Raw genomic sequence first — 21,885 nt, 5'->3', positions numbered from 1 at the left:
GCGACGCCCTCAAGTCCCCAGCGAAAGCCGGGGCTTGGGGGCGTCGGTGCGTCCGGTCTGCGGGCGCCGGCTGCCCGCCCGGTAGGGCATCGGCCAGGCGACACCGGGACCCTCGTACCCCTGCTCGGCCGCCGCGTGCAGCGTCCAGTGCGGGTCGTACAGATGCGGCCGGGCGAGCGCGCACAGGTCCGTACGCCCGGCCAGGATCAGGGAGTTGACGTCGTCCCAGGAGGAGATCGCGCCGACGGCGATCACGGGAAGGCCGGTCTCGTGGCGGATCCGGTCCGCGTACGGCGTCTGGTACGACCGCCCGTACTCGGGGTGCTCGTCCGCCACCACCTGGCCCGTCGACACGTCGACCGCGTCGGCGCCGTGCGCGGCGAAGGCCCGCGCGATCTCGACGGCGTCATCCCCGGTGGTGCCGCCGTCGGCCCAGTCGGTGGCGGAGATACGGACGGTCATGGGCCGTTCCTCGGGCCACACGGCCCGTACGGCGTCGAAGACTTCGAGCGGGAACCGCAGCCGCTTCGTGAGCGAGCCGCCGTACGCGTCGGTACGCCGGTTGGTCAGCGGCGAGAGGAAGCCGGAGAGCAAGTAGCCGTGCGCGCAGTGCAGTTCGAGCAGATCGAAGCCGCAGCGCGCGGCGCGCCAGGTGGCTGCCGTGAACTGCTCCCGCAGATCGGTGAGTTGGGCCCGGGACAGCGCGCGGGGTGGCTGGCTCTCCGGCTTGTACGGGATCGGGGAGGCGGCCACGAGCGGCCAGTTGCCGTCCTCCAGTGGCTCGTCGATGCCCTCCCACATCAGCTTCGTCGAACCCTTGCGGCCGGAATGGCCGAGCTGGATGCCGATCGCGGTACCCGGTGCCTGCCGGTGCACGAAGTCGGTGATCCGCCGCCAGGACTCGGCCTGCCGGGGCGTGTAGAGCCCCGCGCAGCCGGGCGTGATGCGGCCCTCGGGGCTCACGCACACCATCTCGGTCATCACCAGTCCGGCCCCGCCGAGTGCCCGTGCGCCCAGATGGACCAGATGGAAGTCGCCGGGGACGCCGTCAACGGCCGAGTACATGTCCATGGGCGAGACGACGACACGGTTGCGCAGCCTCAGGCCGCGCAGTCTCAGCGGCGTGAACATCGGCGGGGTGCCGGGCGGGCAGCCGAACTCGCGCTCGACCGCCGCGGTGAAGTGCGCGTCGCGCAGCCGCAGGTTCTCGTGCGTGACGCGGCGGCTGCGGGTGAGAAGGTTGAAGGCGAACTGGTGGGCGGGCTGGTCGAGATAACGCCCCAGGTTCTCGAACCACTCCAGGCTGGCACGCGCCGCCCGCTGCGTGGACGCGACGACCGGGCGCCGCTCCTCCTCGTACGCGACGAGTGCCTCTTCGAGGCCGGGCCGTTCCTCCAGGCAGGCGGCCAGCGCCAGCGCGTCCTCGACGGCGAGCTTCGTGCCGGAGCCGATGGAGAAGTGGGCGGTGTGGGCGGCATCGCCGAGGAGGACCAGATTGCCGTGCGACCAGCGGTCGTTGACCACCGTCCGGAAGGTGGTCCAGGCCGAGGCGTTGGACCGCAGCTGCCGCCCGCCGAGCGCGTCCGCGAAGATCTTGCCGCACTGTTCGACGGACTCCTGCTCGTCGAGGTCCGCGAACCCGGCCGCCCGCCATACCTCTTCGCGCATCTCGATGATGACGGTGGAGGCGCCGAATTGATTCTGCGGCCCGGAGGGCCTCGTTGAGGGGTGGTGGTCGGGCGACGGGCGGGAATACGGGTAGCCGTGCAGTTGCATCACGCCGTGCTCGGTCTCGGCGATCTCGAAGCGGAAGGCGTCGAAGGCGAAGTCGGCGGCGAGCCAGATGTAACGGCAGCGATGCTCCTCGACGGACGGCCCGAACACCTCCGCGTACGCCGCGCGCGTGAGGCTGTGCACGCCGTCGGCGGCGACGACGAGGTCGTACGCCGTCATCAGTTCGGCCACCGGCGGGGCCTCGGCCCTAAAGCGCAGCTCGACGCCGAGCGAGTCGCAGCGTTCGTGCAGGATCTCCAGGAGCCGGCGCCGGCCGAGCGCCGCGAAACCGTGGCCGCCGGAGGTGTGGCGCACTCCGCGGTGCACGATGTCGATGTCGTCCCAGCGTACGAACTCGTCCTGGAGCGCCGCGTACACGACCGGGTCGGCGTGCTCGATGCCGCCGAGCGTCTCGTCGGAGAGGACCACGCCGAAGCCGAACGTGTCGTCGGGGGCGTTGCGCTCCCAGACGGTGACCTCACGGCCGGGGTCGAGACGCTTGAGAAGGGCGGCGGCGTAGAGGCCACCGGGTCCGCCACCGATCACCGCGACGCGCATCGCACGCGCACCCCCGCGCATCGCCTGCTCACCCACGCGCATCCCCTACTCACCTCCCCCGCCACTTCGGCGACCGCTTCTCCGTGAAGGCGGCGTGGAACTCGGCGTAGTCCTCGCCGTTCATCAGGAGGGCCTGGGTCGAGGCGTCGAGTTCGACGGAGGCGGCGAGCGGCATGTCCAGTTCGGCGGTGAGCAGGGCCTTGGTCTGGGCGTAGGCGAGGGCCGGGCCCTCGGCGAGGCGGCGGGCCAGCCGCTGGGCGGCCTCGTCGGCGCTGCCCTCGTCGGCGAGCTCGCTGATCAGGCCGATCCGTTCGGCCTCGGGCGCGCGCACCGGTTCGCCGAGCATCAGCATCCGGGTCGCGTGGCCCAGGCCGACGACCCGGGGCAGCAGATAGGCCGCGCCCATGTCGCCGCCGGACAGCCCGACGCGGGTGAACAGGAAGGAGAAGCGGGCGCTCGGGTCGGCCACCCGGAAGTCGGCGGCGAGCGCGAGCACGGCTCCGGCGCCCGCCGCCACCCCGTGCACCGCCGCGATCACCGGGAACGGGCATTCCCGTACGGCCCGGACGACCTGCCCGGTCATCCGGTTGAAGTCGAGGAGCTGGGCGGTGTCCATGGAGAGGGTCGCGCCGATGATCTCGTCGACGTCGCCGCCGGAGCAGAAGCCGCGGCCCTCGCCGGCCAGCACCAGGGCGCGGACGGATCGCTCCCGGGACAGCTCGGCGAGCAGATCGCGCAGGTCGGCGTAGGCGCCGAAGGTGAGCGCGTTGAGTTTCTCGGGGCGGGCCAGCGTGACCGTGGCGACCCCGTCGGCGAACTCGCACCTCAGGTGCTGCCAGTCGGCGGTGCGGGCGGCGGAGCCGGTGAAGGGACTCATGACGTGCGGCCTCCTCGGGCGGGGGCGGCGCTCTGCGACTACACCTCGAAGCTATCACCGATCTGTGACTGTCGTCATGAGTGCGCGATAGAGCTGTCGCGAAATGACCGTTTCCCGTCACCGAGTCACGGGTCCTCGATAGCCCCGTAACAGCGGGAGCACCTCGCGGGAGACGGACCGTTCACCTGGGTACACAGCCTCATGCCGGGCCGAACGACCCGGGAGAACGCCCACCGAACGACCCGGACAGCGCCCGCCGAGCGCCTCTGTCCGGCCGCGCCGTACCATTCCTAAAGTTGAAAGCAGGACAGCCTGCTCATGAACGGACTCGCCTTGCACGACACCCCCGCCCCCGCCTCCTGGCGCATCGCACTGCCGCACACCGTCGCGGCCGTGCCCGTCGCCCGCGCCCTGGTCCGCACGGCGCTGGCAGAGGTGGAACACGCGGCCGACAGCGACACCGCGGAGCTGCTCACCGCGGAACTGGTCGCCAACGCCGTGGAGCACACCGCGGGCGACGGTCCCATAGAGCTGGTCGTGGAGCTGATGCCGGGCGGCTGCCGGGTCGAGGTGCACGACCCGGACCCGGTGCCGCCCGCCGATCTCACGGTCCCCCACCCGGTCGGCCAACCCGACCCCTGGCAGGAGCACGGGCGCGGTCTCCTGCTGATCCGCGCCCTCAGCTCGTCCTGCGGCCACCGGCCCACCGACTCCGGCAAGGCGGTCTGGTTCAGACTGCCTGTGGTTCCTCCGCAGCGACGGCCTGCCTAGCCCCGGCCTCGGCCAGCCGCGAATGACGGCGCCCGTAGAGGACGTACACGAGGAATCCGGCCGCCAGGAAGCAGGCGAACTGGATCCAGGCCGTCCAGCCCGTCTCGTACATCAGATACAGGCAGAAGCCCACGCCGAGCAGCGGTACGACGGGATAGAGCGGCACCCGGAAGGTGCGGGCGAGGCCCGGCTCCCGGCGCCGTAGCGCGATCACCGCGACATTGACGGCGGCCATGGTGGCGAGTGTGCCGATGGTGCACAGGTCGACCGCGGCGTCGAGCGACGCGAAGGCCGCCGGGACGGCGAAGACGACCGCGACGATCAGCGTTCCCGCGACCGGCGTCGAGGTCTTCGGCGAGATCTTCTCGAAGACGCGCGGGATGAGTCCGTCGCGGGACATCGACATCAGGATGCGGGTCTGCCCGTACATCACCGCGAGGACCACCGAGGCGATGGCGACGACCGCGCCGAAGGCGATGACCGAGCCGCCGACGGTGGAACCGGTGACCTCGTTCACCACGTACGACAGCGCGGCGGGCCGGCCGCCGACCGCGTCGCCGCCGATGGCGCCGATCGCCGCGAGCGCCACCGCGCAGTACAGCAGCGTGACCAGGCCGATGCAGATCAGGATGGCGATGGGAATGTTGCGGCGGGGGTTCTTGGCCTCCTCGCCGGCCGTGGTGATCGCGTCGAACCCGATGTACGAGAAGAACGCGGCCGTGGTGCCCGCGCCGATGCCGCCGAGTCCGGCCGGCGAGAACGGCGTGAGGTTGCCGTCCTTGAAGGCGCTGAACCCGATCGCGCAGAACAGCACGAGGATCGCCAGCTTCAGCACGGCCATGGCCGCGGTCGCCCGGGCACTCTCGCGCACACCGCGCATGAGCAGGACCGAGGCCAGCGCGATCACGATGACCGCGGGGACGTTGACGACTCCGCCGTCGGCCGGTCCCGAGGAGAGCGCGGCGGGGAGCTGCCGGCCCGTGAGGCTGCTGAGCAGCTCGTTCACGTACTGGCTCCAGCCGACCGCGACGGCCGACACGGAGACGCCGTACTCCAGGAGCAGACACCAGCCGACCAGGAACGCCGTGCTCTCGCCGAGTCCGGCGTAGGCGAAGGAGTACGAGGATCCGGAGACCGGGATCGCGCCGCCCAGCTCCGCGAACGCGAACGCGGTGAAGACGCAGGTGATCGCCGCGAGGAGGAAGGACACGACCACGGCGGGTCCGGCCTGGGCGACCGAGTCGGACAGGCCGACGAAGATTCCGGTGCCGACGATCGCGCCGACGCCGAAGCAGACGAGCTGGAAGAGGCCCATGGTGCGCTTGAGTCCATGGCCTTCGAGGTCCGTGCCGGATTCGGCGACGAGGAGCTCGGGGGATTTGAAGCGGGGAGCGCGCCGGGCGCGTGGAGCGGGCATGCGGGTGGTGCTCATTTCGGTGGTGCGGGGTGCGACGGGTAAGTCGCGCGGCGGCCGCGGAAGGGGTGGCTCCGGGCCGCCGGTCAGCATAAGGCCTGCTGGGACCGCGTTCAGGCCATCAGGCCAGCGTCGCGACCATGATCGCCTTGATGGTGTGCAGCCGGTTCTCCGCCTGGTCGAAGACGATCGAGTGCGCCGACTCGAAGACCTCGTCGGTGACCTCGAGGGAGTCGAGTCCGTGGGTCTCGTGGATCTCGCGGCCGACCTTCGTGCCCAGGTCGTGGAAGGCCGGGAGGCAGTGCAGGAACTTCACGGCCGGGTTGCCGGTGGCGCGCAGGACGTCCATGGTCACCGCGTACGGCGTGAGGGCCGCGATCCGCTCGTTCCAGACCTCCTTGGGCTCGCCCATGGAGACCCAGACGTCGGTCGCGACGAAGTCGGCGCCCCGGACGCCCTCCGCGACGTCCTCGGTGAGGGTGATGACGGCCCCGCTGTCCTCGGCCAGCTCGCGCGCCCGGGCCACGACCTCGTCACCGGGCCAGTACGCCTTGGGCGCGACGATGCGCACGTCCATGCCCAGCAGCGCACCAGTGATCAGGTAGGAGTTGCCCATGTTGAAGCGGGCATCGCCGAGGTACGCGAACGTGACACCGTCGTCGTAGATGTCCTTGTCGACGTGCTCGGTCATGGTGAGCACGTCCGCGAGCATCTGGGTGGGATGCCAGTCGTCCGTGAGGCCGTTGTACACGGGCACTCCCGCGTACGCCGCGAGCTCCTCGATCGCGGCCTGGCTGTCCCCGCGGTACTCGATCGCGTCGAACATCCGGCCGAGGACCCGTGCGGTGTCCCGCACGGACTCCTTGTGCCCGATCTGCGAGCCGGAGGGGTCGAGGTACGTCGTCGAGGCACCCTGGTCGGCGGCGGCGACCTCGAACGAGCAGCGCGTACGGGTCGAGGTCTTCTCGAAGATCAGCGCGACGTTCTTGCCCCGCAGGTACTGGGTCTCGGCCCCGGCCTTCTTGGCCGCCTTCAGCTCGGCGGCCAGCTCGATCAGACCGCGGAACTCCTCCTCCGTGAAGTCCAGCTCCTTGAGGAAGTGGCGGCCGGCGAGGGCGGTCGGAACTGTCGCCATGGGGAGCGCTCCAGGGGTACGAGGACGAGGGCGAACAAGAAGACGATTGGAAGTCTATACGATCGCTCACATTTCTATACGGCACCTATCAGGGGACCGCGGACACCAGCGCCCCTGAAAGGGGCGCGGGGCTGTGACATATGCGGCTCCGCCGCGTGGGCGCGACCAGCCCCCACCGACCCGCACCCGACATCAAGCCCCCACGGCTTCCCTCTCCACCGGACAGCTCATACACCGAGGCCCACCCCGACCCCGCCCCAGCTCACTCCCGGGAATCTCGATCACCTCGATCCCCTGCTTCCTCAGATGCGTATTGGTCGTCGAGTTCCGCTCATACGCCACGACCACCCCCGGCTCCACCGCAAGGACATTGCACCCGTCGTCCCACTGCTCCCGCTCCGCCGCATGCACATCCTGCGTGGCGGTCAGCACACGAATCTCGCTCAGCCCCAGCGCCGCGGCGATCGCCCGGTGCATGTGCTCCGGTGGATGGTCGGTGACCTTCAACTCCTTCTCCTCGGCGCCCGGTTCGATGGTGTACGAGCGGAGCATGCCGAGCCCCGCGTACTGCGTGAAGATGTCGCCGTCGACCATCGTCATCACGGTGTCGAGATGCATGAGCGCCCGCCGCTTGGGCATGTCGAGCGCCACGATGGTGCGCGCGGACCCGGCGGCGAACAGTTTGTGCGCAAGCATCTCCACCGCCTGCGGCGTGGTCCGCTCACTCATGCCGATGAGCACCGCTCCGTTGCCGATGACGAGCACGTCACCGCCCTCGATGGTGGACGGATAGTCCACCTGCCCCTCCGACCAGAGGTTGAAGGTCTCGTCACGGAAGAGCGGATGGTGCCGGTAGATCGCCTCGAAGTGCACGGTCTCGCGCTGCCGGGCCGGCCAGCGCATGGCGTTGATGGAGACCCCGTCGTAGATCCAGGCGGAGGTGTCCCGGGTGAAGAGGTGGTTGGGCAGCGGCCCGAGCAGGAAGTCGTCGAGGTCCATGACATGGAAGCGCACGGAGGTCGGCTCCTCGTGCGCGTCCAGGAACTCCCGCTTGGTCATGCCGCCGACGAGCACGGACGCCAGTTCCGGGGCGGGCAGGGTCTCGAAGGAGGCTCTCAGGTGGTCGGTGGCGAGCGGCCCGTACTCCTTCTCGTCGAAGACGCGGTCCAGGACGAGCGATCTGGCCGCCGGGATCTCCAGGGCCTCGGTGAGCAGGTCGCCGAAGAGATGGACGGTGACCCCGCGGTCGCGCAGCACGTCCGCGAACCCGTCGTGCTCCGCGCGCGCCCGGCGCACCCACAGCACATCGTCGAAGAGGAGGGCGTCCTTGTTGCTGGGGGTGAGCCTTTTGAGCTCAAGATCCGGTCGGTGCAGGATGACGCGGCGCAGCCGCCCGGCCTCGGAGTCGACGTGGAATCCCATGCCTCCATCCTGACCATCCGGACGCCCGTTCACCCGCCGATCGACCGACCCGGGCCTCTTTCATTTCGTCCCCTTGACGATAAGTGGACCGAGCCATTATCGTCTTACTGACGACAATGACGAACGAGGGGTCGCCGGGACCGCCCGGCGACAAGGGGGTACTCATGGCCGACATCACCCGACGTCTCGGCTGGCGCCATCTGCGCGGGGCGCCGACCGCGCATGTACGGCACCACCGTTCGGGGCGCCTGGTGCACGACGGCCCGGGGCTCAGCTTCTGGTACCGCTCCCTGACCGCCGCGCTCTCCGAAGTCCCGGTCGACGACCGCGAGTTGGCCATGACCTTCCATGCCCGTACGTCCGACTTCCAGGACGTGGCGGTGCAGGCGACCGTCACCTACCGGATCAGCGATCCCGCGATCGCGGCCGCGCGCCTCGACTTCTCCATCGACCCCGACACGGGCGCCTGGCGCGGCACCCCCCTGGAGCAGCTGGCGGGCCTGCTGACCGAGACGGCCCAGCAGCACGCGCTGGACGTGCTGGCCCGTACGTCGCTGGCGGCCGCCCTGGTCGACGGCGTCGCGGCGGTACGGGAACGGATCGCGGGCGGTCTCGACGCCGAACCCCGGCTGCCCGCGACGGGGATCGAGGTGGTGGCCGTACGGGTCGTCGCGCTGCGCCCGGAGCCCGAGGTGGAGCGGGCGCTGCGCACTCCCGCCCGCGAGCTGATCCAGCAGGAGGCGGACAAGGCGACGTACGAACGCCGTGCCGTCGCCGTCGAGCGGGAGCGCGCCATCGCCGAGAACGAACTCGCCAGCCAGATCGAACTCGCCCGGCGCGAAGAGCAGTTGGTCGACCAACGCGGTACGAACGCGCGGCGCGAGGCGGAGGAGCACGCGGCGGCGGACGCGGTGCGCGCCGGGGCGGAGGCGGCGCGCACGGTGCGCCTCGCGGAGGCGGAGGCCACCCGGTCGCTGCGGCTCGCCGAGGCCGAGGCCACCCGCAAGGTGCGGCTCGCCGGGGCCGAGGCACAGGCCGCGCGGGAGGTCGGCGAGGCACGGGCCGAGGCGCAGGCGGCCTGGCTGCGGGTCCACGGGGACGCGGACGTCGCCACGCTGCACGCCCTGACCGGCACCCGGCTCGCGGAGAACCTGCCGCGGATCGAGAGCCTGACGGTGTCGCCGGACGTCCTGACAGGCCTGCTCGCCAAGCTGGGCAACGGGGCCTCCGGGGAACCGGCGTGAGTCTCGCCCCGCGGGTCGTCCTCGTCCATCGCACCACGGAGTACGAGGAGTTGGTGGCCCGGCACGGCACGCACGGGCAGGCGGCGTTCTTCCTCTCCTCCCGGGGCCGGGACATCGAGGAGGTGGCCGAGCGGCACCGGCGGGCCCGGGAGGCGCTGGCCGAGGTGGTGTCCGCAGTGCCGATGACATGGCGTCAGGCGCGCGTGGAGCGGGGGGACTTGGACCGTTTCCTGTTCGCGCCGGAGGACGTGGTGGTCGTGGTCGGGCAGGACGGGCTGGTCGCGAACGTGGCCAAGTACCTGGCGGGGCAGCCGGTGGTGGGAATCGACGCCGACCCCGGACGCAATCCGGGCGTGCTGGTGCGGCACCGCCCCCGGGACGCGGGCGCGCTGCTCGCCTCCGCGCACGGGGGCCGGGCCGACGAGCTGACCATGGTCGAGGCGGTCGCGGACGACACGCAACGGCTGGTCGCGCTCAACGAGATCTACCTGGGAGCCGCGGGCCATCAGACGGCCCGCTATCGGCTGGGGCTCGACGAGTACGGGGGTGCCGTCGAGCCCCAGGCCTCCTCCGGTGTCCTCGTGGGCACCGGGACGGGGGCCAGCGGCTGGCTCCGCTCGGTCTGGCAGGAGCGGGGCGGCACCCAGCCGCTCCCGGGCCCCACGGACGAACGCCTCCTCTGGTTCGTCCGCGAGGCCTGGCCGTCACCGGCCACCGGCACCTCACTCGTGTCCGGCGAACTCACCGCGTCCGCACGGCTGTCCCTCACCGTGGAGTCGGACCGGCTCATCGCGTTCGGAGACGGGATGGAGGCGGACGCGGTGCAGCTGGTGTGGGGGCAGACGGTGCGGGTGGGGGTGGCGGGGGTTCGGTTGCGGTTGGTGGGGTGACACGACGCGCGCTAAAAGATTGCGCAGTTCCCCGCGCCCCTTAAGGGGCGCGGGGAACTGCGCAATCTTTTAGCGGGGGTATGGGGGCGCAGCCCCCAGGGATGGGACGGGCAGGGGCGGCGGGGGCGAAAGACTCACAGGCGTGGATCCACCGGCTCCGACTCCAGCGCCAGCACCCCGAACACCGCCTCATGCACCCGCCACAGCGGCTCACCCTCGGCGAGCCGGTCCAGCGCCTCCAGCCCCAGCGCGTACTCCCGGATCGCCAGCGACCGCTTGTGGTTCAGGAAACGCCCCCGCAGCCGCGCGAGGTTCTCCGGACGGGTGTACTCCGGGCCGTAGATGATCCGAAGGTACTCGCGCCCCCGGCACTTGATGCCGGGCTGAACCAGTCGGCCCTGCCCTCCCCCACTCTCGACTTCGCTCGAGCGGGGGGACCCCCATCGCACCACCGCGCCCACCGGCTTGACGACCATGCCCTCGCCGCCGCGACCGGTCATCTCCAGCCACCAGTCGATGCCGGCCCGCACCGACTCCGGGTCACCGGTGTCGACGTACAGCCGTCGGGTCGTCTGCAGCAGACCGGTCCCGTCGTGCTCCACGAGGCGGTCGAGCAGGGCGAGCTGCTCGTCGTGCGGCAGTCCGGCCAGGCTGCGGCCCTGGACCGCGAGGATCTGGAACGGGGCGAGGCGGACGCCGTCCAGGCCGTCCGTCGTCCAGCAGTAGCGGCGGTAGGCGTCGGTGAACGCCGAGGCGTCGGCGGCCCGTTCGCGCTGCCGGGCCAGCAGGCCGGTCACGTCGACACCTCGCGCCGCGGCGCCTTCGAGCGCGGCCAGCGCCCCCGGGAACACGGCCCCGGCGGCGGCGCCGACCGCCGCGTACTGACTGCGCAGCAGCCCGGATGCCTTCAGCGACCACGGCATCAACTCGGCGTCGAGCAGCAGCCAGTCGGTCTCCAGCTCCTTCCACAGTCCCGCCTCGGTCGCGGCGGCCCGCAGCCGGCCGAGGATCTCCTCGGTGACGTCGGCGTCGTCGAAGAAGGGACGGCCGGTGCGCGTGTACAGCGAACCTGTGGGCCCGTCCACCCCGAACCGCTCGCGCGCCACCCCCGCGTCGCGGCAGACCAGCGCCACCGCCCGCGAACCCATGTGCTTCTCCTCGCACACGACCCGGGCGACCCCGTCCTCCTTGTACTGCGCGAAGGCCTCGGCCGGGTGCTCCAAGTAGCCCTCGATGTGCGAGGTCGCCGTCGGCGCCATGGTCGGCGGCAGGTACGGCAGCAGTCGTGGGTCCACGGCGAAGCGGCTCATGACCTCCAGGGCCGCCGCCGCGTTCTCCTCGCGGACCGACACCCGCCCGGCGTGCCGCGTCTCGACGACCCGCCGTCCGTGTACGTCCGCCAGGTCCAGCGGACGGCCCTCGTGCCCGCCGGGCGCCTCGGAGGCCAGCGGCTTCGTCGGCTCGTACCAGACCTGCTCGGCCGGTACGTCGACGAGCTCGCGCTCCGGCCAGCGCAGCGCGGTGAGCTTGCCGCCGAACACGGCACCCGTGTCGAGGCAGATGGTGTTGTTCAGCCAGGTGGCCGTCGGGACCGGGGTGTGACCGTAGACGACGGCCGCCCTGCCCCGGTAGTCCTCCGCCCACGGGTAGCGCACCGGCAGCCCGAACTCGTCCGTCTCCCCCGTCGTGTCCCCGTACAGCGCGTGCGAGCGCACCCGGCCCGACGTACGGCCGTGGTACTTCTCGGGCAGCCCGGCGTGGCAGACCACCAGCCGGCCGCCGTCGAGGACGTAGTGGCTGACGAGTCCGTCGATGAACTCCCTTACCTGCGCCCGGAATTCCTCACTCTCCCCGTCCATCTGCTCGATGGTCTCGGCGAGGCCGTGCGTGTGCTGGACCTTGCGGCCCTTGAGGTGACGTCCGTACTTGTTCTCGTGGTTGCCGGGCACGCACAGCGCGTTGCCCGAGGTGACCATGGACATCACGCGGCGCAGCACACCGGGCGAGTCCGGGCCGCGGTCGACGAGGTCGCCGACGAAGACGGCCGTACGGCCCGCCGGGTGCGCGCCGTCGACGTAGCCGAGCTTGCCGAGCAGTGTCTCCAACTCCGAGGCGCAGCCGTGGATGTCGCCGATGATGTCGAACGGGCCGGTGAGGTGGGTCAGGTCGTTGAAGCGCTTCTCGGTGCGGACCTCGGCGCTCTCGATCTCCTCCACGCCCCGCAGGACGTGCACCTTGCGGAAGCCATCGCGCTCCAAGTGCCGCAGGGAGCGGCGGAGTTCGCGGGTGTGCCGCTGGACGACGCGGCGCGGCATGTCGGCGCGGTCGGTGCGGGAGGCGTTGCGCTTGGCGCACACGTCCTCCGGTACGTCCAGCACGATCGCGATGGGCAGCACGTCGTGCTTCTTGGCGAGGTCGATCAGCTGGCGGCGGCTCTCCTGCTGGACATTGGTCGCGTCCACGACGGTGCGCCGGCCGGCCGCGAGCCGCTTGCCCGCGATGTAGTGGAGTACGTCGAAGGCGTCGCCGCTGGCGCTCTGGTCGTTCTCGTCGTCGGCGACGAGGCCGCGGCAGAAGTCGCTGGAGATGACCTCGGTCGGCTTGAAGTGCTTGCGGGCGAAGGTCGACTTGCCCGAGCCCGACGCGCCGATCAGCACCACGAGGGAGAGGTCGGTGACGGGCAGGGTGCGCGCCTTCTTGGTCTCGTCCGTCATGCGGCCTTCTCCTCCTTCGTGGTCGGTGCGGCCGTGCTCAGGGAGAACACGGCCATCTGGGTGGGCGGGCCCACCTCGGGGTCGTCGGGTCCGACGGGTACGAACTCCACGTCGTAGCCGTGGCGCCCGGCGACCCGCCCCGCCCAGTCCCGGAACTCCTCCCGCGTCCACTCGAAGCGGTGGTCGCCGTGCCGGGAGTGTCCGGCCGGGAGGGTCTCCCAGCGGACGTTGTACTCGACGTTCGGCGTCGTCACCAGGACCGTCCTGGGGCGGGCGGAGCCGAACACCGCGTACTCCAGGGCGGGCAGCCGCGGCAGGTCGAGGTGTTCGACGACCTCGCTGAGCACGGCAGCGTCGTACCCCTTGAGGCGGTTGTCGGTGTAGGCGAGCGAGCCCTGGAAGAGCTGCACGCGCGACGCCTGCCGCTCGCCCATCCGGTCCAGCTTGAGCCGCCGCGAGGCGATGGTGAGCGCGCGCATCGACACATCGACACCGACGATCTCGGTGAACTGCGTGTCCTTGAGCAGCGCCTGCACCAACTGGCCCTGTCCGCACCCGAGATCGAGGACCCGGGCGGCCCCGGACGCCTTGAGCGCGGTGACGATCGCGTCCCGGCGCTGCACGGCCAGAGGCGCCGGCCTCTCCTCGGCCTCCGTCTCCTCCTCGACGGCGTTGTCGATCTCCTCGACAACGCTGTCGTCGGCCTCGGCGAGCCGCACCAGCTCCAGCCGCTCCATCGCCTCACGGGTCAGCGACCAGCGGCGCGAGAGGTACCGGCTGGTGATCAGCTTCTGCTCCGGGTGGTCCGGCAGCCAGCCTTCACCGGCCCGCAGCAGCTTGTCGACCTCGTCGGACGACACCCAGTAGTGCTTGGCGTCGTCGAGCACCGGGAGAAGTACGTAGAGGTGGCGCAGGGCCTCGGCGAGCGTGAGCTCCGCCGACTCCAGGACGAGGCGCACATACCGCGAGTCGCCCCACTCGGGGAACTCACTGTCCAGCGCCACGGCCTCGACCGTCACCGTCCAGCCGAGCGGCTCGAACAGAGACCGTACGAGGTCGGCGCCGCCGCGCGCGGGAAGCGCGGGCACCTCGATCCGGAGGGGCAGCGGCTGCCCGGGAAGGTCCGGCTTCGCGGTGCACTGGCCCTTCATCGCGCTGGAGAACACACCGCTCAGCGCCACGGCGAGCAGGGACGAGGCCGCGTACGGGCGGTCGTTGACGTACTGCGCGAGCGCGGCGTCGGGCGCGCCGCCGCGGCCCTTGCCCTTGCCGCGCCGGACCAGCGCCACCGGATCGACCTCGAGCAACAGCGCGGCCGTGCACCGCTCGACGGACGCCTCTGGGTACAGGACGTGCGCCGTGCCGTAGGAGGTCGAGAACACCTGCGCCTTGTCGGGATGCTTGTGCAGCAGAAAGCCGAGGTCGGTGGCGGGGCGCTCTGGGGTACCGGTGGTACTGATCGTCAGGAACACAGTGGGTGCCTCGATAGGTCTTCTGAGCTGCGGAAACTCACCGGACTGAGTGTCGCCGCGCGCATTGCGTGCGCATGCGCCGCATGCCGGTGAACCACAGCGATGGGAAAGCGCGCCTCGGTGATCACTGCTGCTGGCCCTTTCTCAACCTCGTAGCGGTGTGTACGCCGCGCTGCGGTCATCCGCCCGCGCGACGCCCCTCTCCGGCGCGCCTGCACAACGTACAGCGAACGCCCCAGGCAGACCCACGAATTTTCATCGCGCGAAGTGCGAGGTCAGGTGAGTTCGAGGACACCTCGGCGGACGGCCTCCGAGACCGCCGCCGCCCGGTTGTCGACCTTGAGTTTGCGGTAGACGCGGACGAGATGGGTCTTGATCGTGGCCTCGCTGAGGAACAGGGCCTCGGCGATGGCGCGGTTGCTGAGGCCCTCGGCCATCAGCCGGACGACCTCGATCTCGCGGTCGCTCAAGTCGTGCCGCGGGCTCACCACCTGGCCGACGAGTTCACCGACGATCTCCGGGGCGAGCCCCATGGAACCGGCGGCGGCGGTGCGGACCGCCCGGAAGAGTTCCTCGGGCGGTCCCGCCTTGAGTACGTAGCCGCGGGCGCCCGCCTCCAACGCGCGGACGACGTCGGCCCGTCCGGCATAGCTGGTCAGTATCACCACGGCCACGCGCGGGGCCCTGGCGGCGAGCCGGCGGGTCGCCTCGACGCCGTCGATGCCGTCGCCCGGGCCGGCGAACCGCAGATCCATCAGCGCGACGTCCGGCGTCAACTGGGCGGTCAGGCGGACGGCTTCCTCACCGCTGTGCGCCTCGGCGACCACATCGAGGTCGGGTTCGCCCTCCAGGAGGGCGCGCAGTCCGGCCCGTACGACGGCGTGGTCGTCCGCGATCAGGACGCGAAGCGGTTCGGCGGTCATCCGGCGGTCGCCGCCGTGGTGACCGGTGCGGTGGATGCGGCGGGTGCGGTCGATGCGGTGGATGCGGTCGGCCGGCGCTCGGGGCCGGCCGGCGCGGTGGCGCGGATCCTGGTGCCCCGGCCCGGTCCGCTGCCGACGTCGAGGTCACCGCCGCATTCACGCAGGCGTGCCCGGGCGGCGGGCAGGCCCATTCCGCGGTCCGGCCGCAGAACCGGGCGGACCTCCGCAGGGTCGAAGCCGATTCCGTCGTCACTGATGTCGAGGTCCACCCGGTCCCGGTGCCAGTGGAGGGTGACCAGCACATTCACCGCGCGGGCGTGTTCGCGGACGTTCGCCAGCGTGCTCTGCGCGACGCGGAACAAGGTGGTGGCGGCGTGCTCGTCGAGGACGGGCCGAGCCGTTCCGACCGTGCGGAACCGGACGCGGGCCGCGGTCCCGTCCGTCTGGGCGCGGGCGCACAGCAGCCGCAGAGCGCCCTCCAGACCGGCCTCGGCGACGGCCGACGGGGTGAGGTCCCGGATGATCCGCCGGGTCTCGGCGAGATTGGTGCCCAGCCCGTCGGCCACCGCACGGACGCGGGTGCGCGCCGCGTCCGGCCGCTCCTCCCAGTCGCGCTCGGCGGCCTGGAGCAGCATCAGGCCGCCGGCGAGTTCCTGGGCCAGGGTGTCGTGCAGATCGCGGGCGATACGGGTCCGCTCGGCGAGGACACCGGCCTGGCGCTGCTGCCTGGCCAGGGTGTCCCGCGTGCCGCGCAGTTCCTCCACCAGGCGTTGGCGGACGGCGGCGTCCCGCTGCTGGGACCGGTAGAGGGCGACCGTTCCCCAGATGGCCGTCACGGGGACGACCACGACCTCCAGGTCGAACCAGCCCGTGGACCGGATCAACGCCCAGACGAGTACGGCGGTGATCACGGCCACCGCGACCAGGGCGGAGCGGCGGCCGAGCACCCGCAGGGCCGCACACGCCAGCGGAACGGCGCACCACACATAGGCGGTCGTCAGCGATGCCGGGGCGAGGAGGACGAGGTCGCCCCACAGCACGAGCAGCACCGCGACCCAGGCGTGCCGGCCGACCACGCCGAGCCGGTTCCAGCACGCCGGCCCGCCCGCGTACGCCACTGCCAGCAGCCCGCTGAGGGCGACGATGTCCCAGCACAGCGGTGAGCGCAGCTGAGTGAGGCGCACGAGGGCGGCGCCGACCACGACGAAGAACGCCAGATGCGAGACCTGTTCCAAGGTGGGCCGGCTGCCGCGGATCCTCAGCGGTGATCGGGCGGGAGCGCGGTCGGGCACGGCAGATCCCCTTGGGCGGACTGGTCCGGTCGGGCAGGGTCCCCGAGTCTATCGGCCGCCTGTATGACTCATGTGAGGAGTGGGGCTGTTGGTCCGTGTGACGGCCCCACAGCCCCACTGGTCGCTAGGCGCCCGGGTGCAGTCCGAGCGAGCCCGGTGTGGGATCGCCCTTCACCTCGCCGAAGTAGAGGGCGAAGGTCTGCTTCCAGCGTTCGACCTGCGCGCGGTCGGCCATGAAGCGGGGGAAGCCGTCGATGTGCGCGTTCGGGTACTCCCAGATCGGCTTCAGGCCGGCGGCGGGCGTGACGTCGGTCCGTACGGACCAGCCGTTGAACGACGACTGCTGCCGGGCGGTGGACAGTTGCCAGTTCAGGTAGAGCTTGGCGGCCGTCGGGTTCTTGGCCTGCTTGAGGATCGCGGCGCGCTGGCCCCAGGCCATGAAGGGGTGGCCGTCGGCGACGACCCACTTCGCGGGCGAGGACGCCGGTGCGGCCAGCGAGCCCGCCGTGCCGATGCCGATCGTCTTCTGCCCGCCGAAGACCGCCTCCCCCGGGGAGTTGCTGCCCCGGGCGAACCGCACGTCCTGGGCGGCGAGCGCGGCCACCCAGTCCCAGCCGTACTGCTCGGCGTACAGGGTGAAGAGGTACAGGACCGCGTCGTCGTCGTGCGGATACGACGAGGCGATCTTTCCCTTCCACTTCGGGTCGGTCAGATCGAGCGGGGTCCGCGGGGCGTCCGCGCCGGCCGCGGCGACGTCGTACAGGAAGCTGAAGCCGATCGCACCGATGGCTACCCACGCGCCGTGCGGGTCCTTGAAGGCGTCGTGGACCTTCGCGAAGCCGGCCGGCTTGTAGCGCAGCAGGCGGCCCAGTTCATTCCAGCGCGTGAAGTCCTGCAACGTCTGGAGCTGTACGACGTCGGGGACGAGGGTGCCGGTCGCGAACTGGTTGTCCACGCGCACGTCGTGGTACTTGCTGTAGTCGACGATCAGCGTGAGGTCGATGTCGGGGAAGCGCTTGCGGAAGGCCGCCTTGGTGGCGTCCTGCTGGGTCGGGGTGTCCCCGCCGGCGTAGATGGCGAGCTTGCCGCCCTCCGCGAGGGCCGCCTGGTACAGCTCGTCGAGCGTCCTCGTCTCCTCCGTCCCGGCGGCCCGCCGGGAGGCGGCGGGCGAGGCGGCGGCGGGGGTCGCCGTGGCGCCGAGCGCGCCGAGGCCGAGGGCGGCACCGGCTCCGGTGGCAAGGACACGTCGTCTACTGAGGAAGCTGGACACTCTGCGGGGACCTCTCTGCTGGGGGGTGCGGACATGGGCGGGGACCCGGCGCCATGGCCTGTGGTGAGTCTTTCGCCGCGGAGAGGGCGTGCGCGTCGCCCGTACGGAGCGGGGCGCGTGCCAGAGATGGAAGCCGGGTTCAACCGAACGGTTGAACCGGTTGAACGGACAGGGGCGGGAACCGCGTTACGGATGTGCCAGCGGTTCAAGGCGGGGCGGTTGTTGTGACCGGTGCATGATGGATACATGGATCTTCGAGTCTTCACAGAACCCCAGCAAGGCGCGACCTACGAGACGCTGCTCCGCGTCGCCAAGGCCGCTGAAGACCTCAATTACGGAGCCTTTTTCCGCTCGGATCATTACTTGCACATGGGATCCGTCAGCGGCCTCCCCGGGCCGACCGACGCATGGATCACGCTGGCCGGTCTCGCCCGTGAGACCAGCCGGATCCGCCTCGGCACCCTGATGACCGCCGGGACCTTCCGGCTGCCCGGTGTGCTCGCGATCCAGGTCGCGCAGGTCGACCAGATGTCGGGCGGGCGCGTGGAACTCGGTCTCGGGTCCGGCTGGTACGAGGCCGAACACGAGGCGTACGGCATTCCGTTCCCCAAGGAGAAGTTCGGCCGGCTGGAAGAGCAGCTCGCCATCGTCACCGGCCTGTGGAGCACGCCCGCCGGCGAGCGGTTCTCCTTCGACGGGACGCACTACCAGCTCAAGGACTCGCCCGCGCTGCCGAAGCCGGCGCAGTCGAAGGTGCCCGTCCTCGTCGGCGGTCATGGAGCGAAGCGGACCCCGGCGCTCGCGGCGCGGTACGCGGATGAGTTCAACATCCCCTTCGCCTCGGTCGCGGACACGGACCAGCAGTTCGCGCGGGTGCGCGCGGCGGCCGAGCAGGCCGGGCGCAAGAGCGACGAGCTGATGTACTCCAACGCGCTCGTGGCCTGTGTCGGGAGGACCGACGCCGAGGTGAAGCGGCGGGCCGATGCCATTGGGCGTGATGTCGAGGAGTTGAAGGCGAACGGGCTTGCGGGGTCGCCCGCGGAGGTCGTCGAGCGGATCGCTCGGTTCGAGGCCGTCGGATCGCAGCGCATGTATCTGCAGATGCTGGACCTGGACGACTTGGATCATCTGGAGCTGATCGCGTCCGAGGTGATGCGCCAGCTCGGGTAGGGGTGGCGCTGGGCCGGCCGGTCACGCGGCTGGTCAACTCGGTCGGTCCTGGTGGGCGGGGTCTTCCTCGGTCGGGTGAAAACCGTCAACCCCCAGTGTGGGGCGGATCCGTGACAGTGACTCGGGTCGGTGGTGATCGTTGGCTCGGGCGGAGCCGGACCGCCCGGCACCCGTCGCCGGCGGTCGCCGGGGCGTCACGCTCGTCAGTGGCCCCCCTGCGCGGGGGCCGAGGAGGCCGTCGTGTCCCAGGAAGCCGTGCCACAGCAGGGCGCGCCCGCACCGCCGAAGGGGCTGCTCCAGCAGATGGAGGAGCTGATGGCCGCGCTGAACGCGGACCTGTCCCAGCTGGACGCGGACCTCTCCGGGCCCCGCCCCAGGCTTCCGACCGACCCCGACCGCCTCTGACCCACACGGCGGTTCCTCGCCCCCGCCGCCCCTACCCGTCCCATCCCTGGGGGCTGCGCCCCCAGAACCCCGCTCAAAAGATTGCGCAGTTCCCCGCGCCCCTTTTAGGGGCGCGGGGAACTGCGCGACCAGCCCCCACCCACCCTCTGCCGAAAAACCCACCCCCGGGGTCTGGGGCGGAGCCCCAGGAACGGGATGGGACGGGTAGGGGCGGCGGGGGCGAAAACCCCCACCCCACTACCCCGCCGCCGAATCCCGCTCCACCACCGCCTTCTGATCCCGCACCGCCAGCCGTCTCAACATCTCGAGCACCCGATCCCGGGACTCATCCGCCGCATCGATGGCCTCCATGCACTGCCAGTACGTACCCTCGTCATCCGCCGCGCTGGCAATCCCCACAAGGGCGATGCCGACCTCGCCGAGCAGCCCGCCCAGGCAGAGCAGCGCCTCACGGGCGTCACCCAACTCGGTGAGCTGCGCGGCGCGCAGGGCGCCGATGCCGAGGGTGGGGGCGTCGAGGACACCGCAGCCCCGGCCCGCCAGCTCGGTCAGTCCGAGGGCCTCGCCCCGGAGTTCAGGGGGGCCGGAGACGGCGAGGCGGCTGCCCATCGCCTGGGCGAGGGACTGTGCCTGCCAGGCTTCCGCCATCACCTCCGGAGTGTCACCGCTCTCCGCCAGGGCACGCCTGCTCGCCACGATGAGCCGCATCGCGTCCATGTGCTGCCCCCGTCTGTCCCGACGCGCTGGTCGCACGTCCGCCCGAACTCCCTTGTCCACTACCCAGAGTGAGAGCCCCTGAGACGAAAAGCCAGAGGAAGACCGAAATCTGTGGACACGCAATCGAATATGGACAGCGCGATGACTCCGGAGAGTGATGGATGGAGTCGGTGATGGATGGAGTCGGCGATGGACGGAGTCGTCGTCACGGACCCTCCGGCGCCGGGAACCTCCGCTCGTTCCGGTCGATCTTCGCGTCGAGCGCCGCGAGCGGGTCGATGCCGAGCACTTCGCACAGCTGGAGCAGATACGCCAGGACGTCCGCGACCTCGTCGGTGACGCGGTGCGCGGTGTCCGCGTCGTCCATGACCCGGGCCGACTCCTCCGGCGTCAACCACTGGAAGATCTCGACCAGTTCGGACGCCTCCACGCTCAGCGCGGCGACCAGATTCTTGGGGGTGTGGAAGGGCTGCCAGTTCCGCGCGGCCGCGAACTCGGCCAGTCGGCGCTGCAGCTTCGCTACGTCCAGTTCTGTCACGGCTAAAGGTCTACCGCAGGTCGTCCATAGATCTGCCGTAGATCTGCCGTAGATCTACCGCTGAAGGTTCACCACCGTGGCGCCGGCCACCCCGAGGGCCACCGAGGCGTCGTTCACCGCACCCAGCAGCCGGATGTGCCCGCGCTCGCACATCCGCGCCGCCAGCCGCACCAGCTCCCCCGTCTGCCGGGCGTCCAGGCAGCGGTCGAAGCTGTCGGCCAGGACCGTCAGCGACTGGAGCGCCGCGGGGACCTCCCCCGCCAGGTCCACCTCCAGCACGCCGGGCCCGGTGAGCAGCACCAGGGCCAGCGCGAGATACCGCAACTCGCCGTCTCCGAGCAGCCCGAGGTGCGTACGGACGCCGTCGCCGCGGTCGAGGAGCGCGCGGACCGTGCCGTCGCCGAGCGGCTCGGCCACCACGTCCGCGACCGGGCCGGCGCATCCGGCCCGGACCGCCGCCACCAGGTGCTGGTAGCGGTGGCCGCACTCCGACCGCGTACGCCACAGGACTTCGGCGAGGTTGTCGCAGCCCCGCAGCAGGCGGCCCGAGCCGAGTGGGGCGGGGGTACGCATGTACTGCGGGCTCGGGTCGCAGGCGTAGACGGACCGCAGCGCGAGCACCATCTGTTCGGCGGCGGCCAGGACTTGGCGTTCGCCGTCCGTGCGGCCCGCGACGCGCAGCGGCAGCAGTGCGGTGCCGAGACGGTCGTCGGGGAGCGGGACCCGGGTCACCGCGGACGAGCCCGCCGTGTGCCAGGCCGCCTGGACGACCGGGCGGCCCGGGTCGCGCAGCGCCGTCTCCAGCAGGGTCTGTCCGCCCGCCGTCAACCGCTCGCCCACGATGCGCAGTTCGGGCTCGGCCTGTACGGCGATGTCGAGCCGTACGGGGCCCTCGGGGCCGTCGACCGTGCAGCCGATACGGAAGCCGCGTCTGCGCTGGGCATCGGGCCGGGCCCGTTCCGGCACACAGGTGACCGGGTCGGGGAACACTTCCCCGAGCTCGGCGCCACTGCCGAGTCGCGCGAGCGCCTCGTACGCCCGCAGGGCGACGGTCTTGCCGCTGCCGCTCGGGCCGGCGACGAGGGTGAGCGGTCCGAGCGGGAACCGGACGCGGCGATGCGTGGCGAAGGCGGCGAGCCGCAGCTCGGTGAGGCCCGGCCGGTCGGGGCGCGCCTCCGCCGCCGCGGGGGCCTCCGGGGATGACACGGTCATATCGGGACGGTAGGCCTCCACCGCCAGGCGAACCGTTCCACCCCGGAGACCTTCCTACGATCGAGGGACCAGCTCCCCTCTCCCGGCC

At 71.3% G+C, this 21,885-nt stretch carries 18 protein-coding genes; 5 read left to right on the top strand and 13 right to left on the bottom strand.

The window, feature by feature from the left end:
* Nucleotides 1-9 precede the first annotated feature (9 nt).
* The gene (locus AB5J50_RS37535) at nucleotides 10-2,331 is read right to left on the bottom strand and encodes a bifunctional salicylyl-CoA 5-hydroxylase/oxidoreductase (RefSeq protein WP_369265618.1); all 2,322 of its coding nucleotides are present in this window, start codon (nucleotides 2,329-2,331) and stop codon (nucleotides 10-12) included.
* A gap of 49 nt (nucleotides 2,332-2,380) precedes the next feature.
* On the bottom strand, nucleotides 2,381-3,208 hold the full coding sequence (locus tag AB5J50_RS37530; RefSeq protein WP_369263053.1) for an enoyl-CoA hydratase family protein: 828 nt from the start codon (nucleotides 3,206-3,208) through the stop codon (nucleotides 2,381-2,383).
* Between the two features lie 318 nt (nucleotides 3,209-3,526).
* Here AB5J50_RS37530 and AB5J50_RS37525 point away from each other — a divergent pair, with 318 nt between their 5' ends.
* On the top strand, nucleotides 3,527-3,979 hold the full coding sequence (locus AB5J50_RS37525; protein WP_327432425.1) for an ATP-binding protein: 453 nt from the start codon (nucleotides 3,527-3,529) through the stop codon (nucleotides 3,977-3,979).
* Here AB5J50_RS37525 and AB5J50_RS37520 read toward each other — a convergent pair.
* The 3 genes from AB5J50_RS37520 to AB5J50_RS37510 all read right to left on the bottom strand — a co-directional run bounded on the left by AB5J50_RS37520 (nucleotide 3,939) and on the right by AB5J50_RS37510 (nucleotide 7,950).
* Nucleotides 3,939-5,396: an amino acid permease gene (locus tag AB5J50_RS37520; RefSeq protein WP_369263051.1), complete on the bottom strand. Its 1,458-nt coding sequence runs from the start codon at nucleotides 5,394-5,396 to the stop codon at nucleotides 3,939-3,941. The genes AB5J50_RS37525 and AB5J50_RS37520 overlap by 41 nt on opposite strands.
* Nucleotides 5,397-5,514: 118 nt before the next feature.
* Nucleotides 5,515-6,528 carry an ornithine carbamoyltransferase gene (gene argF / locus AB5J50_RS37515; protein WP_369263049.1) on the bottom strand — a complete coding sequence of 338 codons (1,014 nt, stop codon included), beginning with the start codon at nucleotides 6,526-6,528 and terminating at the stop codon, nucleotides 5,515-5,517.
* 192 nt (nucleotides 6,529-6,720) lie between these two features.
* On the bottom strand, nucleotides 6,721-7,950 hold the full coding sequence (locus tag AB5J50_RS37510; RefSeq protein ID WP_369263048.1) for an arginine deiminase: 1,230 nt from the start codon (nucleotides 7,948-7,950) through the stop codon (nucleotides 6,721-6,723).
* A gap of 164 nt (nucleotides 7,951-8,114) precedes the next feature.
* Between AB5J50_RS37510 and AB5J50_RS37505 the strand changes: the two genes are divergently transcribed.
* Nucleotides 8,115-9,194 carry an SPFH domain-containing protein gene (locus tag AB5J50_RS37505; RefSeq protein WP_327432422.1) on the top strand — a complete coding sequence of 360 codons (1,080 nt, stop codon included), beginning with the start codon at nucleotides 8,115-8,117 and terminating at the stop codon, nucleotides 9,192-9,194.
* Complete coding sequence (locus AB5J50_RS37500; protein WP_369263046.1) at nucleotides 9,191-10,084, top strand: hypothetical protein; 894 nt, start codon at nucleotides 9,191-9,193, stop codon at nucleotides 10,082-10,084. Before AB5J50_RS37505 ends, AB5J50_RS37500 begins: the two co-directional genes overlap by 4 nt.
* A 134-nt stretch (nucleotides 10,085-10,218) precedes the next feature.
* Here the strand turns inward: AB5J50_RS37500 and AB5J50_RS37495 are convergent, their stop codons facing one another.
* The 5 genes from AB5J50_RS37495 to AB5J50_RS37475 form a co-directional block, all read right to left on the bottom strand.
* On the bottom strand, nucleotides 10,219-12,798 hold the full coding sequence (locus tag AB5J50_RS37495; protein ID WP_369263044.1) for a polynucleotide kinase-phosphatase: 2,580 nt from the start codon (nucleotides 12,796-12,798) through the stop codon (nucleotides 10,219-10,221).
* Complete coding sequence (locus AB5J50_RS37490) at nucleotides 12,795-14,270, bottom strand: 3' terminal RNA ribose 2'-O-methyltransferase Hen1 (RefSeq protein WP_369263042.1); 1,476 nt, start codon at nucleotides 14,268-14,270, stop codon at nucleotides 12,795-12,797. The genes AB5J50_RS37495 and AB5J50_RS37490 overlap by 4 nt, the downstream gene beginning before the upstream one ends.
* Nucleotides 14,271-14,545: 275 nt before the next feature.
* Complete coding sequence (locus AB5J50_RS37485) at nucleotides 14,546-15,193, bottom strand: response regulator transcription factor (RefSeq protein WP_327432418.1); 648 nt, start codon at nucleotides 15,191-15,193, stop codon at nucleotides 14,546-14,548.
* On the bottom strand, nucleotides 15,190-16,485 hold the full coding sequence (locus tag AB5J50_RS37480) for a sensor histidine kinase (RefSeq protein WP_369263040.1): 1,296 nt from the start codon (nucleotides 16,483-16,485) through the stop codon (nucleotides 15,190-15,192). Before AB5J50_RS37480 ends, AB5J50_RS37485 begins: the two co-directional genes overlap by 4 nt.
* Nucleotides 16,486-16,609: 124 nt before the next feature.
* Complete coding sequence (locus tag AB5J50_RS37475; RefSeq protein ID WP_369263038.1) at nucleotides 16,610-17,755, bottom strand: ABC transporter substrate-binding protein; 1,146 nt, start codon at nucleotides 17,753-17,755, stop codon at nucleotides 16,610-16,612.
* 246 nt (nucleotides 17,756-18,001) lie between these two features.
* On the opposite strand from AB5J50_RS37475, the gene AB5J50_RS37470 reads away from it, so the two are divergent.
* Together AB5J50_RS37470 and AB5J50_RS37465 are read left to right on the top strand one after the other, a co-directional pair.
* Entirely contained in the window at nucleotides 18,002-18,925 is a 924-nt protein-coding gene (locus AB5J50_RS37470) for an LLM class F420-dependent oxidoreductase (protein ID WP_327432415.1), read from the top strand.
* Between the two features lie 240 nt (nucleotides 18,926-19,165).
* Nucleotides 19,166-19,330: a hypothetical protein gene (locus AB5J50_RS37465; protein ID WP_369263036.1), complete on the top strand. Its 165-nt coding sequence runs from the start codon at nucleotides 19,166-19,168 to the stop codon at nucleotides 19,328-19,330.
* A gap of 237 nt (nucleotides 19,331-19,567) precedes the next feature.
* Here the strand turns inward: AB5J50_RS37465 and AB5J50_RS37460 are convergent, their stop codons facing one another.
* The 3 genes from AB5J50_RS37460 to AB5J50_RS37450 form a co-directional block, all read right to left on the bottom strand.
* Nucleotides 19,568-20,047 carry a DUF6099 family protein gene (locus AB5J50_RS37460; RefSeq protein WP_327432413.1) on the bottom strand — a complete coding sequence of 160 codons (480 nt, stop codon included), beginning with the start codon at nucleotides 20,045-20,047 and terminating at the stop codon, nucleotides 19,568-19,570.
* A gap of 205 nt (nucleotides 20,048-20,252) precedes the next feature.
* Complete coding sequence (locus tag AB5J50_RS37455; RefSeq protein WP_327432412.1) at nucleotides 20,253-20,585, bottom strand: nucleotide pyrophosphohydrolase; 333 nt, start codon at nucleotides 20,583-20,585, stop codon at nucleotides 20,253-20,255.
* Nucleotides 20,586-20,639: 54 nt separating this feature from the next.
* A complete protein-coding gene (locus AB5J50_RS37450) occupies nucleotides 20,640-21,797 on the bottom strand; it encodes an AAA family ATPase (RefSeq protein ID WP_369263033.1) in 1,158 nt (385 codons plus the stop codon).
* Nucleotides 21,798-21,885: the final 88 nt, after the last annotated feature.

Source organism: Streptomyces sp. R35 (genome assembly GCF_041053035.1).
Lineage (GTDB): Bacteria > Actinomycetota > Actinomycetes > Streptomycetales > Streptomycetaceae > Streptomyces > Streptomyces lutosisoli.
The sequence above is the reverse complement of the archived record's forward strand: the minus strand, read 5'-3'. Positions and strand labels throughout refer to the sequence as shown.

What these genes read in the sequence shown, in the direction of transcription:
- AB5J50_RS37470 (WP_327432415.1), top strand. Translation starts at nt 18,002, where the DNA reads ATGGATCTTCGAGTCTTCACAGAACCCCAGCAAGGCGCGACCTACGAG.
- AB5J50_RS37460 (WP_327432413.1), bottom strand. Translation starts at nt 20,047, where the DNA reads ATGGACGCGATGCGGCTCATCGTGGCGAGCAGGCGTGCCCTGGCGGAG.
- AB5J50_RS37510 (WP_369263048.1), bottom strand. Translation starts at nt 7,950, where the DNA reads ATGGGATTCCACGTCGACTCCGAGGCCGGGCGGCTGCGCCGCGTCATC.
- AB5J50_RS37535 (WP_369265618.1), bottom strand. Translation starts at nt 2,331, where the DNA reads ATGCGCGTCGCGGTGATCGGTGGCGGACCCGGTGGCCTCTACGCCGCC.
- AB5J50_RS37525 (WP_327432425.1), top strand. Translation starts at nt 3,527, where the DNA reads ATGAACGGACTCGCCTTGCACGACACCCCCGCCCCCGCCTCCTGGCGC.
- AB5J50_RS37505 (WP_327432422.1), top strand. Translation starts at nt 8,115, where the DNA reads ATGGCCGACATCACCCGACGTCTCGGCTGGCGCCATCTGCGCGGGGCG.
- AB5J50_RS37520 (WP_369263051.1), bottom strand. Translation starts at nt 5,396, where the DNA reads ATGCCCGCTCCACGCGCCCGGCGCGCTCCCCGCTTCAAATCCCCCGAG.
- AB5J50_RS37530 (WP_369263053.1), bottom strand. Translation starts at nt 3,208, where the DNA reads ATGAGTCCCTTCACCGGCTCCGCCGCCCGCACCGCCGACTGGCAGCAC.
- AB5J50_RS37495 (WP_369263044.1), bottom strand. Translation starts at nt 12,798, where the DNA reads ATGACGGACGAGACCAAGAAGGCGCGCACCCTGCCCGTCACCGACCTC.
- argF (WP_369263049.1), bottom strand. Translation starts at nt 6,528, where the DNA reads ATGGCGACAGTTCCGACCGCCCTCGCCGGCCGCCACTTCCTCAAGGAG.
- AB5J50_RS37485 (WP_327432418.1), bottom strand. Translation starts at nt 15,193, where the DNA reads ATGACCGCCGAACCGCTTCGCGTCCTGATCGCGGACGACCACGCCGTC.
- AB5J50_RS37450 (WP_369263033.1), bottom strand. Translation starts at nt 21,797, where the DNA reads ATGACCGTGTCATCCCCGGAGGCCCCCGCGGCGGCGGAGGCGCGCCCC.